Source organism: Bradyrhizobium sp. CB1015 (genome assembly GCF_025200925.1).
In the GTDB taxonomy this organism is placed as follows: domain Bacteria; phylum Pseudomonadota; class Alphaproteobacteria; order Rhizobiales; family Xanthobacteraceae; genus Bradyrhizobium.
Genome location: NZ_CP104174.1, coordinates 4,850,564 through 4,865,693, shown reverse-complemented (window position 1 = coordinate 4,865,693; position 15,130 = coordinate 4,850,564). Strand labels below are relative to the sequence as shown.

Annotated in this window: 15 protein-coding genes and 2 tRNA genes; 1 reads left to right on the top strand and 16 read right to left on the bottom strand. The window is 65.0% G+C overall.

Features of this window, described 5'->3' with window-relative positions:
• Window positions 1–172: 172 nt before the first annotated feature.
• The 13 genes from N2604_RS22575 to N2604_RS22515 form a co-directional block, all read right to left on the bottom strand.
• Window positions 173–835, bottom strand: coding sequence for a protein-L-isoaspartate O-methyltransferase (locus N2604_RS22575; protein ID WP_260370414.1), 663 nt, complete (start codon window positions 833–835; stop codon window positions 173–175).
• 136 nt (window positions 836–971) lie between these two features.
• A complete protein-coding gene (locus N2604_RS22570; RefSeq protein ID WP_260370413.1) occupies window positions 972–1,382 on the bottom strand; it encodes a hypothetical protein in 411 nt (136 codons plus the stop codon).
• A tRNA-Asn gene (locus N2604_RS22565) sits at window positions 1,349–1,423 on the bottom strand. The genes N2604_RS22570 and N2604_RS22565 overlap by 34 nt, the downstream gene beginning before the upstream one ends.
• 287 nt (window positions 1,424–1,710) lie before the next feature.
• Complete coding sequence (locus tag N2604_RS22560) at window positions 1,711–1,884, bottom strand: hypothetical protein (protein WP_260370412.1); 174 nt, start codon at window positions 1,882–1,884, stop codon at window positions 1,711–1,713.
• Entirely contained in the window at window positions 1,881–3,575 is a 1,695-nt protein-coding gene (locus tag N2604_RS22555; RefSeq protein WP_260370411.1) for a flotillin family protein, read from the bottom strand. The genes N2604_RS22560 and N2604_RS22555 overlap by 4 nt, the downstream gene beginning before the upstream one ends.
• A gap of 23 nt (window positions 3,576–3,598) precedes the next feature.
• A complete protein-coding gene (locus tag N2604_RS22550; RefSeq protein ID WP_260370410.1) occupies window positions 3,599–4,258 on the bottom strand; it encodes a YqiJ family protein in 660 nt (219 codons plus the stop codon).
• A 10-nt stretch (window positions 4,259–4,268) separates the two neighbouring features.
• Window positions 4,269–5,432 (bottom strand): PspA/IM30 family protein, encoded by a 1,164-nt coding sequence (locus tag N2604_RS22545; protein ID WP_260370409.1) that lies wholly within the window; start codon window positions 5,430–5,432, stop codon window positions 4,269–4,271.
• Window positions 5,433–5,873: 441 nt separating this feature from the next.
• The gene (locus N2604_RS22540) at window positions 5,874–6,257 is read right to left on the bottom strand and encodes a RidA family protein (protein ID WP_260370408.1); all 384 of its coding nucleotides are present in this window, start codon (window positions 6,255–6,257) and stop codon (window positions 5,874–5,876) included.
• 13 nt (window positions 6,258–6,270) lie between these two features.
• Window positions 6,271–8,601 carry an acetamidase/formamidase family protein gene (locus N2604_RS22535; protein ID WP_260370407.1) on the bottom strand — a complete coding sequence of 777 codons (2,331 nt, stop codon included), beginning with the start codon at window positions 8,599–8,601 and terminating at the stop codon, window positions 6,271–6,273.
• A gap of 274 nt (window positions 8,602–8,875) precedes the next feature.
• Window positions 8,876–10,117, bottom strand: a complete 1,242-nt coding sequence (locus N2604_RS22530; RefSeq protein ID WP_260370406.1) for an acetamidase/formamidase family protein — start codon at window positions 10,115–10,117, stop codon at window positions 8,876–8,878.
• Between the two features lie 43 nt (window positions 10,118–10,160).
• A complete protein-coding gene (locus N2604_RS22525) occupies window positions 10,161–11,783 on the bottom strand; it encodes an amino acid ABC transporter permease/ATP-binding protein (protein ID WP_260370405.1) in 1,623 nt (540 codons plus the stop codon).
• Window positions 11,783–12,667, bottom strand: a complete 885-nt coding sequence (locus tag N2604_RS22520; protein ID WP_409241743.1) for an ABC transporter substrate-binding protein — start codon at window positions 12,665–12,667, stop codon at window positions 11,783–11,785. Before N2604_RS22520 ends, N2604_RS22525 begins: the two co-directional genes overlap by 1 nt.
• Window positions 12,668–13,127: 460 nt before the next feature.
• A complete protein-coding gene (locus N2604_RS22515) occupies window positions 13,128–13,388 on the bottom strand; it encodes a hypothetical protein (protein WP_260370403.1) in 261 nt (86 codons plus the stop codon).
• A gap of 260 nt (window positions 13,389–13,648) precedes the next feature.
• Here N2604_RS22515 and N2604_RS22510 point away from each other — a divergent pair, with 260 nt between their 5' ends.
• Complete coding sequence (locus N2604_RS22510) at window positions 13,649–13,843, top strand: hypothetical protein (RefSeq protein ID WP_260370402.1); 195 nt, start codon at window positions 13,649–13,651, stop codon at window positions 13,841–13,843.
• 46 nt (window positions 13,844–13,889) lie between these two features.
• On the opposite strand, the gene N2604_RS22505 is transcribed toward N2604_RS22510, so the two are convergent.
• The 3 genes from N2604_RS22505 to N2604_RS22495 all read right to left on the bottom strand — a co-directional run bounded on the left by N2604_RS22505 (window position 13,890) and on the right by N2604_RS22495 (window position 15,117).
• The gene (locus N2604_RS22505; RefSeq protein ID WP_260370401.1) at window positions 13,890–14,036 is read right to left on the bottom strand and encodes a hypothetical protein; all 147 of its coding nucleotides are present in this window, start codon (window positions 14,034–14,036) and stop codon (window positions 13,890–13,892) included.
• Window positions 14,037–14,217: 181 nt separating this feature from the next.
• A tRNA-Cys gene (locus tag N2604_RS22500) sits at window positions 14,218–14,291 on the bottom strand.
• Window positions 14,292–14,376: 85 nt separating this feature from the next.
• Entirely contained in the window at window positions 14,377–15,117 is a 741-nt protein-coding gene (locus tag N2604_RS22495; RefSeq protein ID WP_260370400.1) for a tRNA-uridine aminocarboxypropyltransferase, read from the bottom strand.
• Between the last annotated feature and the right edge of the window lie 13 nt (window positions 15,118–15,130).

The following is a 15,130-nucleotide window of genomic DNA, read 5'->3' as shown; positions in this document are numbered from 1 at the left end:
GTGCCCGCGAGCTGGGTTACCGTCTACAGTGGAGTCGCTGCCCCGCCGCAACATAGGACGCGACCAAGCGCGACGGAACTACCCGAGGGTGGTTCTCAGTGGAAACTCTTCACGTGCAGCATCCCGGCCACACTTCTGATTCAGAACGGGATTTGGGGCGGCTTTTGGGCCGTCAGAAGACAAAGGCAGCCGCCCGCTCCAGGCCGGGAAGGACCGGCGCGGCGGCATCGAACAGCGTCCGATGGCCGAATTCGCCGTGGGTACGGGTCACAATTGTGGCGCGCGGCGGCCTCGATTCGGCCGACACCCCCACCAGGCGCCCCCCCTCCTTCAGCTGCCCGAGCAGAGCTTCCGGCATCACTTCGGCCGCCCCGTTGAGGACGATCACATCATAGGGGGCGGCAGAAGGATCCCCCTCGGTACAGGCCGCCGCCTTGCAGGCGACATTGGTTAGCCCCTGGGCGGTGAAGGCGTCCCTGGCCTTGGCGGCCAAAGCCGAATCGCACTCGGTCGCCGTGACCTGACCCGCGAGCTTGGCGGTCAGTGCGGCGAGGTAGCCGGTGGCGCAGCCGACGACCAGCACGTTGTCGCCCTCGCCGATCTCGGCGGCCTGGAGCAGCTTGCCGGTCAGCGCCGGCTTGATCAGGAACCGCTTGGCGGTGCCTTCGCTCACGTCGAGGTCGAGATCGAGATAAGCCAGCGCCTGCCGGCCGGCCGGAACAAAGGCCTCGCGCGGCACCGTGAGCATGGCATCGAGAACACGGCGGTCGGTGACGTCATTGGTGCGCACCTGGCCATCGACCATTTTTTGGCGCGCGGTCGAAAAACCGGACATTTACGGACCCTGCAATGCGGACGATGCCGCGGAGAAAAATCGCGGCATCTTTGGAGCATGCCCGGTCAAAACGCAACATGGCCGTTGGCGATGCGCATCGCGCTCCGCAGCCCTCCTGATGGGGGCTCGACCAGCCCTATTCGATGGCGACCGCCAAGCGGCCGATCAGGGCGGCGACCTCGTCCAGTCGCGCCGAATCCGGCGCCTCGACTGCACGCGCGAGACAAGCGAGGCATTCATCGTCGCTGAGCTCGGGAATGCCGGCCGGCAGAATCGAGGGGGCCATATCCGAACGGTCGACCTGGATGTCTGGCATGGGAATCAGCTCCGAAATGTCCGGCGAATCCACGCTCGACGTGAATTGAGTCGATTTGGCGCCGTCCGAATGGCGGGACGACGCCGACACACATCTGTTTGAGCGCGATTCCGCGCTGGAATGTTCAAAAATCAGGGAAAGCAGATCGTGCACCGCGTGAGGATGCGAGCGCAAACCATTGAGTTCCAGGCAAAATTTGGCTCCCCGGGCTGGATTCGAACCAGCGACCATCCGATTAACAGTCGGATGCTCTACCGCTGAGCTACCGAGGAAAAGGGCGAACCATTCGTTCGCGCGCGGCTGCGTATAACAAAGCCGCTTGCGCTTGCAAAGGACGAATTCGCCATCATCCGCAACGCGCCCAGGAGGGGCCTGGATGGCCTCTCCTCCGCCCCTGCCGAGCAAAGACTATTCCGCGAGGAACGAGGTGGTCTTGGTGCCGGGGTCGTAGCGCAGGCGGAGCGCGGTGAACTTGCAGAGATTGACGTTCCTCCACAGCACCGACCCGTGATTGTTCTGCCAGTCGACGCGAATGCTCCAGACGCAGCCTTCGTCGTCGTCATCGACCTCGACATAAGTTGCTGGCCTGGTTCTGCAACACCTTGTCGAGCTCGTTCTCCCATTCGTCCAGCCCATCATCCGGCGCGTTGAAGCCGAGGAACTTGATGGCATAGCGGGTCTCGTTGATGACGCTGACGTTGCGGGCATCGGCCGCAAGCGAACGGGCATTCATAGTTCGGCGGGGCTTGTTTTCTCCGGCACCGGCGCCGGCACGGCCGCGCCGTTGCTCTTTCCCGTCACGGCGCCGACCAGCGCTTTCACCGGATCGTCGCCCGGCGCAAAACCGCTCTGGCGCAGGATCTCGTCGATCATCGGGCGCAGCGCATGCACCTTGAGCAGCTCGCCGGCCAGGCCTTCACCGAAGCCGACATTGCCTGCGCCGGCGCCGTTGCCGCCGAACGCGCCGCCGGTGTGCAGGATGCGGACGTCCTTGAGGTTCGCGATCGGCTTCACCATTTCGGCCAGCGCCGACGGCATGATCTCGATCCGCTTCTTGGCGATCTCGAAATCGATCACGTTGCTGCCGAGCTTGTTCTGCGCCTCGTTCTTCATGGTGATGACGGCAGCTTCCGCCTCGCCGATGTTGCGCACGCCGACCGCCTTGATCTTGTTGGATTCGGCTTCCGCCGTCGCCAGCGTCTTGACGGCCTCGGCACGGTCGAGCGAGGCTTTCTTCTCGGCTTCGGCCGCGACGATCAGCTCGGTCGACTTGCGCTCGGCCTCGGTCCGTGCGGCGAGCACCTGGGTGAGACGGGCGCGATCGGCGACCTCGACCGCGCGTGCAGTCACGACCTTTTCTTCGGCCGAGACGGCGAGCGCTTCGGCGGCCTTGGCCTCGGCGACGGCCTCCGAGGTCTGCTTGCTCTTCGCCGCGATCTGGATCTCGTTTTCCTGCGTCGCGATCTGGATCTCGCGCTGGGCGTCGGTCTTGCGCTTGTTGATCGCGAGATCCGACTCGATCACCGCGGTTTCCTTGACCTGCTTTGCGCCGGCCTCCTTCTCGGCAACCGCCCTGTCGGTGTCGATGCGGGCATTCTCCTCGGTCAGGCGCGCTGTCTGCGTCGCGGTTGCGACCTCGGCGCGGGTGCTCGCCGTCTTGTTTGCGATGTCGCGCTCCTGCGACAGCTCCGCCTCTTTCTTGGTGCGTTCGATGGTCAGGGTCTGCTGCCGCGCCTCGAGGTCCTTCTGCGCGATCGCCACCTCGTTGTCGCGCACGATGGCATTGCGGTCGCGCCGACGGGTCTCGGTGATGGTCTTCAGCTGCGTGAGGCCTTCGGCGTCGAAGAAGTTCTCTGGGTTGAAGAACTTGACGTCGGTCTGGTCGAGCTTGGTCAGCGACACCGATTCCAGCTCGAGACCGTTCGACTTGACGTCGGACTCGACCGTGGACTGCACATGCTTGACGAAATCCGAGCGCTTCTCCTGGAGTTCCAGGATGGTCATGGTCGCTGCGACCGAGCGCAGGCCGTCGACGAATTTCGCCTCGACCTGGTTGCGCAGCGCCTCGGCGTCGTTGGTCAATGCGCCGAGCGTCTGGCTCGCGAGCGCGATGCTCTCCTCGTCGGGACGGACGCGGACGTAGAACTCGGCAACGATGTCGACGCGCAGGCGGTCCTTGGTGATGAGGGATTCCCGCTCCTTGCGCTCGACGGTGAGCCGCAGCGTCTTCAGATTGACGCTGGCGTAGGAGTGGAAGATCGGCAGGATCATGGCGCCGCCGTCGAGCACGACCTTCTTGCCGCCAAGCCCGGTGCGCACGAAGGCCTCGTCGCGGGTGGCGCGCTTGTAGAGAATGGTGAAGACGATCCCCAGGACGACGATCAGCGCGACGCCGATCACGGCCGGGACTGCAATGTCGAACATGGCTTTCTCCGCTGTGGGACTTGCTAACTGCTTAGAGTGGGCTTGGACGGCTTGAGTTCATCGTCGGCCTTCACCGCGACGAAACGGGTGCCATCGCGGTCGACCAGGAGGACCATGGTTCCCTGCGGCAAAGGTCCCGATGACGGCGCCGCGACCGCCGAGACGAAATGGCGGTTGCCGTGAACGTCGGCCACGCTGACGCGGCCGGGCGGCCCCTGGTCGAGCGGGCCGACGACGACCTCCCCGATGCGGCCGACGAGATCCCCCAAGCCGACGACGTAGCTTTCGTCCTTGGGAATGACCCGCGCGATGGCCCGGCTGGCGGCGCGGACCAGCGGAACCGAGACCGCGACGGCCGCGACCGAGGCGACCGCCGCCGGCAAGGGGCCTGCAACTATCCGCGCGAGGTCCTGGATCAGGAACCCGGTGATGGAGAAGGCGCCGAGCAACAGCAGCAGGAAGATCAAGAGCGGCACGCCGCCGACATTGACCCAGGAGATGGCGTTGAGCACGCCGTTGTCGCTGGGATGAGCGAAATCGATGTTGGTGCCGAGCATCTCGCTCAAGGAGGCCCCGACCAGCATCGAGATCACCTCGACCGAGCCGACGATGACGATCATGGCCGCCGCGATCGCGAACGGCCTGACCTCAGGCGCCATGACGTGTTCGAGCAGAGCGCTCATGACACGGTACTCAGGAGCCCGACTTCAGCCGGGCCAGCCTCGCTGCGATTTCCTTGTCGCGATGGAGCGTGCTCAGCTCGTCGATGTCGCTCGAATAAGGAATTCCCGGCGGCACGCCGGTGGTCCGTGCCACCGCCCTGCCCGCCCGCAGCGCCTTCGCGGCAGCGGAGGTGCCGCCGGATTTCCGCGACGACGTCGGTGCCTGGGGGCTGGCCTGTGCCTCGCTCTTTTCGAGATCGGCGCGGCGCTGCTCGGCATCCTGCAGCGCCGACAGCACCGCGCGCAGCGATGTCACGCATCGCTCGATCTTCTCGTTGTTCTCGTCGATGGCGCGGGAGAGCACCTCGAACTGCGCCTCGAGGTCCATTTGCCGCGCGATGCCGGCGCGGGCGAGATCGTCGCGCCCGTCTGCGACCGCGGTCTCGATCTTGGCGGTAAGATCGGTCATCGCCCGCTCGATCTCGCTGCGGCGCGCGTTGAGACGATATTCCTCGGCCCGCGCAGCGGCGAGCGCATCGCGCGCTTCGGTCTCGGCGCGCTCGATCTCGCGGATGGCTTGGCCGACCACCTTCAGCTTGTTCTTGCCTTCCGCCTGCTCGATCGCATCGTACGCGATCCCGGCGATCAGGCGTCCGACCCGGGACAGGAAATTGTCGGGAGCGGCAGCGATGGTATCCATGGCGTTCTCCTCCTCTGGCAGGCTGTTCGGCGTCACGCCGTAGTGAACTTCGAAACCGTCGTCGGTGCGGATGAGACGCGCGGGCACGCTCTGCCCCCAGCCCTCGGCATAGCCGGCGTAGTCGAAGGGCACGCTGAAGCGTCCTTGCACGGTCGCAATCGAAATGGTGGCGGGCCCCTTGATCTTGGCGAGCTTGTCGTCGAGCGGCAGGCGGCGCCCCTGGGCGGCGCGGTACTCCGTGCGGTCGCGCAGGCCCAGCGTCACCAGCCGCGAGGGCAGCGCGGTCTGTTTGCGGATCGGCTCGTAGGCATGGGCGTGGAGCAGGACCACGTTGGAACCCACATTGTGAGTCCGCGCCACCTCGTCGAGGATCTCCATCATGCGGTCATAGGCCTGGAATGTCGCCTCGATGGCGGCCTTGGCGGCCGGGTCAGGGGCAAGCCTGTAACGCAGCGCGGACGGCGCGTTTCGGGGCGATGAGCTCATGGAAAGCACTAAAGCACCATTTTGGTGCTTTTTGGAAGGGGAAGCTCGATCACGTTCCGCTGATCCATCTGCACTCTGTCGGTTAGTCGCGACGGCCCGGGCCCGCGTTCAAGGCGGTGCAATCACTCCTAGATCACGGCCGATCAAGACTTCCTACACTCGCGGGTTGCAATTTGAGATGTGGGGAGCGTTCGGCAGCCGGCCGCCACTCCTTTCCGTCATCCCGAGGTGCGAGCGATGGGGCGCGATGCGCCCCATCGAGAGCCTCGAAGGATGAGCGGCCGAGATGCAGCCGGGCCGTTCACCCTTCGAGGCCTCCGCTTCGCTCCGGCACCTCAGGATGACGGTGATGAGCCTTGCTCACACGTGTGCGTAGACACACGTCCGCATCGTCGCGGCCTATCTCGCCCGAGCTTTGCTTGTCACATCGCTACGAAACGAGGCGGGCCGTCACGGCCTCCGGCACACCAGATCGATCTCGATCAGCGCATTATAGGCAAGCCCGGTGACGCCAACGCAGGTACGGGCCGGCAGGCGATCCGGCGGAAAGTACGTCCGATAGGTCTCGTTCATCGCCGCATAATCTTCCTTGAAGCGTGTGAGATAGATCCGCGTCATCACGACGTGCTCGAGGCCGAGATCGAGGCCCGCGAGAACCACCTTCAAATTCTCCATCACGGCCTTCGTCTGCGCGACGATGCCCTCGGGCAGCACGCCCGGCGTCTGCGGCGTATCGGGCATCTGGCCGGTCACGAAAACGAAGCCATCGGTCTCCACCGCGTGGCTGAAGGGCGCGACCGGCTTCGGTCCGCCGCTGATCATGTGGAATTTCACTTGGATGTCCTTGTTAAGATGCGTCCTGAAACAGGCGCTTGCTGAGGATGGCGTGCACGCCCCAATTGCCGTCGACGACTTGCGTGACGCCGAAATCGACCGCCGCCGACATCAACGCGATCGCCTCGTCCTCGCTGAGGCCTTTGACGTTCATCAGGAAGCGCCGCATCTTGCGGAAGGCGTCCTTCATGGCGAGATCGAGCGAGGATTTTGCGTAGACCTCGCTCTGCCCCTGCGCGCCGAATTCCGCGAGATAGTTGGGGTGGCTGAAGCCGGTCAGCACCCAGTCGCTCTCAGTCTCGATCAGGGGATAAGACAGATCGGCGAAGGGACGGCCGGCAAGATCGGCCTTCTTGTGCAGGATCACCTCGAAGGTGCCGGTCATCGAGCATTCGATCGCGGTGCCGCTGAGCTCGCCGTCGCCCTGCGCGGCATGGGGATCGCCGACCGACAGCAGCGCGCCGGGGACCGAGACCGGAAGATACACTGTTGCCCCCTTCCCCAGCCGCCAATTGTCGAGATTGCCGCCGAAGTAGGATGGCGGCACGGAATCGACGAAATCGAGCTCGCGCGGCGCCAGCGCGATGACGCCGAAATGCGGACGCAGGGGAATTTTGATGCCGTCGAGCACCGCGTGCCGGCGCTTGATCGTACCGGGTGCGACGGGAACGCCGGGATAGTCGTAGGTGGCGTGCACCACGCCGAAGGGATCAGTCTGCGGCTCCCAGCGATAGGAGTAGAGCGCGCGGGCGTGCGGCAGCTCGGCGTCTTCGAAGATCTCATAGATGGTGACGGCTTCGCGCGGCTTGGGACCGCCGAGAAACTCGTTGTAGTGATAGCCCCACCACGCTGCGACCGACGAGCCGAACACACGGCCCGCATGGCTCGCATTGCGACTCGCGCGCGGCACGATGTCGAGAATGCGCACCTCCAGCACATCGCCGGGCTGAGCGTCCTTCACCGCGACAGGCCCCGTGCAGATGTGCACGCCAAACCCCTCGCCGGCGCCGCGGCCGAATACGCTGGCATCCATGGGCCCTGCGCCGCGGCGGTCGACGTTCTTCTTGTTTCGCGTCCAGCCGAATACGCTTTCGGCGGCGGCATCGCCTGTTATCATCAACTCGGGATCGTCGGAGGCGTGCTGGGTCAGCGTCTCGATGGTGATGGTGTCGCCCGACGCGATCTCGATCTGCGGCGGCAGCGAGCGGCTGAAATAGCCCCAATGCACGCGGCTGGCCTCGACCGGGAGATGGTGATGACGGCGTTCGGTGGTCGTCGGCTCTCCGGCGCCGGCGCAAGCGATGCTGCTGCGGGCCTCCACGCTCTGATGTGCGCGCAATTGCGCCAGCGCCTCCTGCGGCCAGCCGCGCTGGCCGGCAACGCCGGGCTGTGCAGTCGCTCGCTCCGCCTCCTGCTGGCGAAATTCCCGCGGCGGCAGGCCGAAGCGATGGCGGAAGGCGCGGCTGAAATGTGCGGAGTCACCAAAGCCATAGGCGTAGGCGATTTCCGAGATCGAGCGATGCGCCTCGGTCGGATTGGACAGATCGGCCCAGGCGCGCTGGAGACGTCGCTCGCGAACATAGTGGGTGAAATTGTCGCCGACCGTTTCGAACAACTTTTGCAGGTATCGCTCAGAGATCCCCTCAGCCTGGGCGACGCGCGCCGGCACCAGATCGGGATCGTCGAGGCGGCGCTCGATGGTCTGGCAGATCCGGTGCAGCAGCGCAGCCTGCGTCGCGCTCGATCCGGCATCGGGGCTCGAGGCCGCCAGCTGGTGCGCCAGCGTCAGGAGGAGATCGACGAGCGACTGCGCGAGCAAATTCCATTCGGCATCGCTCAACGTGTCGAGGGTGCGCGCGGTCGCGTCCAGCAGGCGCGAGAACACCTCGGCAAAGCCGCTGGTCGGAACGACGCGGGGCTCGCCGAGTCGCGGCCTACCCGAAAGGCGTCCGTGCAGCGCCTCGGAGGTGACTGACAGCACGATGGCACGCATGTCCCGCTGGAACACGATGCTCCAGTCCCCGCTGCGCGGCAGCAGCACGAGATGACCGACGGGAACGATGCGGTGTCCGCCGGCGGTTTTCAGCACCATGCCGTCCTCGACCGGCATCAGCGCGATCGGAAGGTCTTCATTCGCCTGCGGGAGCGGACCGACGCTCTGCGCGCCCGCGGCCATGCGTGTCAGCGCAACACCGGCGGTCTGGCGATGCGAGGCGATAGCGTGCCCATCGAAGAAGGAATGGCTGCCTGCCGGCTGCAAGCCGACCGCCGCCAGCACGTCCCGCCAGGCTTCGGGGCGCTCGTCTTGCGCGTAGGACTCGCTCGTGAACGGCCGGAAGCTCATCGGATCGACCCAGATTGCGGTCGATCGAAGCAACCTCTGTGCCAGACGAACGCGGTCATCCGTCGCTGCGACGGGCCGCAAAGGGGGGGCGTTGGTCAAGTGTTCATCCGGGAACTGGAAGATTCCTCAAAGTATTAGAGTACGGCGAGCCCTCTTCGTCATTCCGGGGCGCGCGCAAGCGCGAACCCGGAATCCATTGCGCGCTGAAGACGGTGGTGAAATGGATTCCGGGTTCGACGCGTTGCGTCGCCCCGGAATGACGAAGTTGAGAGATTCAGTCGCATCGGAACATGCTCTTTCTGATCGTGCCGTGAACGCCCCAATTGGCATCGACCACCTGAGTCACGCCGAAATCGGCGCCGACCGACATCAGCGAGATTGCCTCGTCCTCGCTGAGGCCGTGCACCGTCATCAGGAACCGGCGGAGCTTCCTGAATGCATCGCGCATCGCACGGTCGAGACTAGAGTGATTGGCGATCTCGGTTTGCGCGTCGGCGCCGAGCGCGGCAAGATAGTTCGGATAGGTGAAGCCGTAGAACGACCAGGCATGATCGGTCTCGAGCATGGGATGGTCGAGGCCTTCGAGGCTGGTGCCGCCAAGGTCGGCCTTCTTGTGCAGGATGAATTCGAAATCGCCGGTCAACGAGGTCTCGATTGCGGTGCCGCCGAGCTCGCTGTCGCCTTGCGCGGCGTGGGGATCTCCGACCGAGAAATAGGCGCCGGGGACCGCGACCGGATAGAACATCCGCGCGCCCTTGCCGATGCGCCAATCGTCGATATTGCCGCCGGTATAGCTCGGCGGGATCGAGCTGACGAAATCGGCTTCCGAGGGCGCAAGGCCCATGGTGCCGAAATGCAGCCGCGCCGGCACCTTCACGCCGGGAAGGATGTTCTCGCGCTTCCTGATGGTGGCATGGTCCACGCGCACCCCGGGATAGTCGATGGTCGGGTGCACGATGCCGTCAGGATCGGTCTGCGGCGTCCAGACGTAATTGTAGACGGCCTTTGCATAGGGCTCGCCGGACGTGTCGAGCTCGAAGATGGTGACGACCTCGCGCGGCTTCGGCTCCTCGATCAGGTCGTGATAGTGAAAACCCCAGTTCGCCGCGACATTGGAGCCGAAGCAGCGGCCGGCATGACAGGCACTGCAGCTCGGCCGCGGCCGGACGTCGAGGATGCGCACCTCCAGAATGTCGCCGGGCTCGGCACCTTCGATCGCGACGGGGCCGGTGAGCAAGTGCACGCCGATCCCCTCGCCCGCGCCGCGGATGAACGGGCCTTTCGTCGGGCCCGAGCCGCGACGCGCCACCGCCTTGTGCTCGCGTGTCCACTGGAACACGCTTTCGGCACCGGCATCGCCCTGAATCATGCGCTCGTAATCGTCGTTGGCGTGATGGGTCAGCGTCTCGATCGTGGCCCGGTCTCCCGAGCGCAGCGTCAGGGCCGGCGTGACTGTCTTGGAGAAATAGCCCCAATGGACGGTCTGCGGCGAAACCGGCAGCGTGACATGCTTCATGACGTGACCTCTTCGGGGATCTTGCACATGGTGGGGGGAGCGCTCATCGCACCGTCTCCGGAGCCTTGTCCGCTTCCATTACGCTGAGGAAACGCGCCGTCTGCGGATTGCGCGGATTGGAGAGCACCTCGTGCGCCGGCCCCTCCTCGATGATCGTGCCGCCGCTCAGGAAAGCGACACGGTCCGCGACCTCATCGGCAAAGCGGATCTGGTGCGTCGAGATGATCATGGTGAGGCCGTCGTCGATCGCGAGGCGGCGGATCACCTCCAGCACTTCATTGACGAGCTCGGGATCCAGCGCCGAGGTCGGCTCGTCCAGCAGCAGCACGCTCGGATTGGGCGCCAGCGCGCGGGCGATGGCAACACGCTGCTGCTGGCCGCCGGAGAGATGTCGCGGCAGCGCATCGGCGCGGTGTGACAGCCCGACGCGGTCGAGCAGCTCGGTGGCGCGGCGGTCGGCGTCGATGCGGGTCATGCCGTGGACCCAGCGCAGGGGCCCGGCGATGTTCTCCTTCGCCGAGAGGTGAGCAAACAGGTTGAACTGCTGAAACACCATGCCGACGCCGACGCTCGCCCGCTCGTTGGCGATGGCGCGCGGCGACAATGGCTTGCCATTTTCGCCGAAGCCGAGCCGCCGGCCGCCGACGCGTACGGTGCCGGCGTCCCAGTTCTCGAGATGGTTGATGCAGCGAAGCAGCGTGCTCTTGCCGGAGCCGCTGGGACCGAGCAACGCCACCACCTCGCCCACACGCACGGTCAAGTCGAGGCCGTCGAGCACCTTTTGCGCGCCGTAGCTCTTGCTGAGGTCCTTGGCCTCGACCGCGACATTGTTGCGCGCAATCGTCGCCGCGCGACGCGCGCGCTCCTCGCGGGTCAGGACGAGTGGCGGCGTATCGGCCAGCTCTGCCGGTGCAGGTTCGGAATCGGGGGCAGCCATATCGGCAAGGTCGAGCTTGGCGGCGAGTTCAACACGGCGCCACGGCAGATAGTCGGCGAGCTTGCGCTCGCGGCGCGTGGTCCGGTCGAGATCGAGCAGCCATTCGACGAAGAGCTGGATCGCGCTGATGGTCGCGGTCAGCAGGAGATAAAGCAGCCCCGAGGCAAAGAAGATCGAAAAGAAGTCGAAGGTTGATGACGCCAGTTGCGTCGACCGCAAGGTTAGCTCCTGCACCGCCACGACCGAGGCAAGAGATGAATTCTTCAGCGCGCTGACGGCCTCGTTGCCGAAGGCCGGGATCATGGTGCGGATCGCCTGTGGCGCGATGACCCTGCGCATCAGCACTGACGGCGTCATGCCGAGCGCCTGCCCCGCAGTCAGCTGACCGCGGTCGACGCCAAGCACGCCCGCGCGCAGCATCTCGGCAATGAATGGCGCCTCGTTGCAGGCGAGCGCAAGGCCGGCCGCCAGCACGGCCGGCAGCTTGATGCCGATATGCGGCAGCGCGTCGTAGGCGAAAACCATTTGCAGGATCAGCGGCGTGCCGCGGAAGATCACGGTATAGGCCCTGGCGATTGCCGCAAGTGGCCAGAAGCGCGAGAGCTGCATGCCGGCGAGGATCAATCCGAGGATCAACCCGCCGCCGAGCCCGAGGGCGGTCACCTCGAGGGTGAGCTCGATGCCCTCGAGCAGATACGGCATGCTCAGGTAGTGAAGGAACAGCGACATCAGTCAGCCGTCAGAATGTCCGGCTCCTTGAAGTTGTTCACATCGAGCCCGTGCTTCTTCAGGAGCTCCATGTGCGTGCCAGCCTTCTGCACCTCGATCAGGGCAGCGAGCACGGCGTCACGGAATTTCGGCTTGTCCTTGGGAACGGCGATGCCGACCGAGTACGGGATCGTGACAGCGATCGCCTTCTCCAGCTTGTCCGGATAGGCCTTCACGGCGCTGTCGACGGTGTTGACGTCGTTGACATAGGTGTCGGCGCGGCCGGCGAGGATCGCCTGGATGCAATTGGCGTTGTTGTCGTAGAGCTGGATGGTCGGCTCCGGCTTGCCTGCCTTTTTGCACTCCGCGGCCAGCGCCTGGATCAGGGGCACCTCGACATAGCCGGTGTTTTCGGCGGCAGCCGCGCCGCACATCGACATGTTGATGCCGTTGATGCCCTTTGGATTCCCCTTGGCGACCAGCACGCCATCGAACACTTTCGAATAGGTGATGAAGTCGGCCGCCTTGGCGCGCTCCTTGGTGGCGTAGATGTCGGAGATGACGATATCGGCCTGACCGGCGGCGAGCGTGGTGAGGAGCGCTGCAAACACCACGGGCTTGTAGGTCAGCTTGAAGCCGAGACACTCGCCGATCGCTTCGCCGAGATCGATATCGAAGCCGATATACTTGCTGGGGTCCTTGGGATCGATCGTCTCATAGCCCGGCGTGTGCGGATTGATGGCGTTGACGAGCGTCTTGCCCTTCCAGTCCGGATATTTCTCCTGGAGCGCGGCGCAGGCGGCGGGAGCTGCGGCCTGCGCGCTCAGCGGTGCGGCGAGAACGAGACCGAAAGTGATGGCGGCGCCGAGCATGAGCTTGCGCCGCGGCAACGATGCGCGCGCCATTCCCCGCCGCGCCTGGGGCCAAATCGATTTCTCCATCTCGCCAGCTCCTCCGCAATGTCATGGCGTCTGCCATGCTCCTATGATCGGGAGGAAGCGTGCGGGAGTGAGCGGTGAAAAGCTTGTCCGCGGGCGTACAAAAATTTGGATGGAGCGCGCCCGGCATTTGGGCAAACGGTTGCACAAAAACTGTTCGAGGACCGCGAACCGGCGCAAGTGAGGGATTCCGAATTCGGGATAACGAAATGCTCTCGGCCGCAGCAGCGCTCTGCCAGATCGGCGAATCATCCGGTGAATTCATTTTGACGAAGATATGACGATTGCCGACCAAGATACGACGCCGGATCGAAGCATCTACGTCCGGCATCCGCAGCAAATCCACAGCATATCCACAGGGTGACTGTGGCGGATTCGCGATCCCGCGCGGTGCACTTGCTGCGCACAAACCCACAACCGGGGCCGTTCAGCCACCCGCCTGGTCGAAAACGGATCGGCAGGCCTCGCTGAGGCTGGCGCGGTTGCGGCGCAGGCAGGCGGTGATGGCGCGGACGTTGGGGATCTCGCCGGCGCAGAGCCGGTAGACGTCGGGGGTACAGGCCCGCCGCTGCTCCGCCGTTCCCTGTGCCTGGGCGGCGGAGGCAAACAGCGTCAGGAAGAGCCCGACCGTCGAGGCGCTCCGCGCCCGGCTTTTCACGCCCGCAAACCGCAAAAACCTCGCCTTCATGACCAGTCTCCCGCTCTGCCCTGCCGCTCCGGCCTGCATTGGCCGGCGTGGTGCAAACGGGTAGGAGAAATAAACCGCTGGGTATGTGATCTCTTTCACACTCGCCGCGAGGCGGCGGCACGTAGGGTTCCCGCGGGGATTTTCAGGAATCGCTACCATTCGGATCCCGATCGCCGCATCGTTAAAATGCGAACGATCGGGTCAATCCGGAAACAAACCGGCTTTGCGACATTGCGCCATCCGCGTTCTGCGAGGGTGTGATGAGCGAAGCCGAATTCAATTTGCTGCTGGATGCTGTCCGGGACGCCATGGTCTTTGAGGATTTCGCGCCCATGCCGGTGGAGGAATTCGTGCCCCCCTTGTGGAGCTTCGACGTGACGCCCAAAGCAGCAAATGACAACGAGGGCGCCTGGCCCCTCTTGCCCTTTCCCGACGGCTGGTACGCGGCCTGCTGAGGCCGGCTTTTGCCGTGAACGGATGCGCCCCGCAGCGCAACCGCGATCAATTCTTGACGCGTTCCTCGCCGTCCTGCGGTGCCCGCTCGGATGCGACCGGCGGGAAGATGCTGTTATAGATCGCGCGCGCCTCGGCAATGAGGCGGGCCCGCTCCAGCTCGGCTTTTGGAACAAATCGAACGACGTCGCCCACGTGCTCTCCAGCGCTCGGTTGATGGGACATGGATCGCTTCGCAGATGCGAAGTCTATGCCAGAGGGCCTGAATCACACCTTTCCGCCAAGCCCGGGAAAACCCGGTGACCAAGGCGCGGCGGGCCGCATCGGCGGAACTCGCGACGACGGGAATTTGCGCTTGAAAATCAGAAGGTTGCGATGGAGGCCACGACCAGAATTGAACTGGTGTACACGGTTTTGCAGACCGTTGCGTAACCACTCCGCCACGTGGCCCCGTAAGGGCGGACCAATATAGGGGATCAATGGCTTAGGCAACCCCACCGGTCCGCTGGCAGCACAGCGAAATGTCCGGCCGAAGTCAGGCGCGCTTGCGGCGCCGGAAATCGCGCCGGCGGTCCTTGGGCGCGGGTTTGGGTGCGAGTTCCGGCATCTCGGCCTGGACCTCGCGGTAGCGCGCCAGCATCCGTTCGAAACTGGCATGCAGAGTCTCGGCGATGTCGGAACGTCGCTCGAGGCCGGCGAGGATCGTCGCGGCCGCTTCGATGGTCGAGAGACCGTCGCGGCGCGGCTCCTTGCGCAGGCGTCCGTAGCGCGAGGGCTTCTGCGGATTGAGGATCACGCGCTGGCATTTCAGCATCCAGGGATTGCGCCACCACAGCGCCTTGGCCTGGCTCCAGGTGCCGTCGAGCAGCACCACGCCTTCGAGCTTGCCGAGGATCGCGCGCTGGTTCTCCGCGACCTCGCCCTTGCGATTGAGCGCGACGATCTCGCCTTCGGCGTCGAGATCGGCCGCGCGTGCCGAGCCGAGATAGAGCACGGCCCAGTGCGAGGCATTCTCGACCGGCCATCCCAGCGCCTTGGACAGGCTCGGCCAGGACAGGCCGACCCGCACCGTGGCATCGGCGAAGTGCCTCGCCAGCAGCCGCGCCGTGCCGAGCGCCCTGTCCTGCTCTTGCGGATGCTGGAGAATCAGGAGCGAGAGCCGGTTCTCGATCGGCGTGACGCTGTCGCAAATGCAGAGCGGCATCGGCTTCTGGCAGTGCGGGCATTCGGGGGTCGGTTCAGCCGGCGCGGCGGCGGTGTCGGGCGGGTTGGACATGGCGCCGCTATAC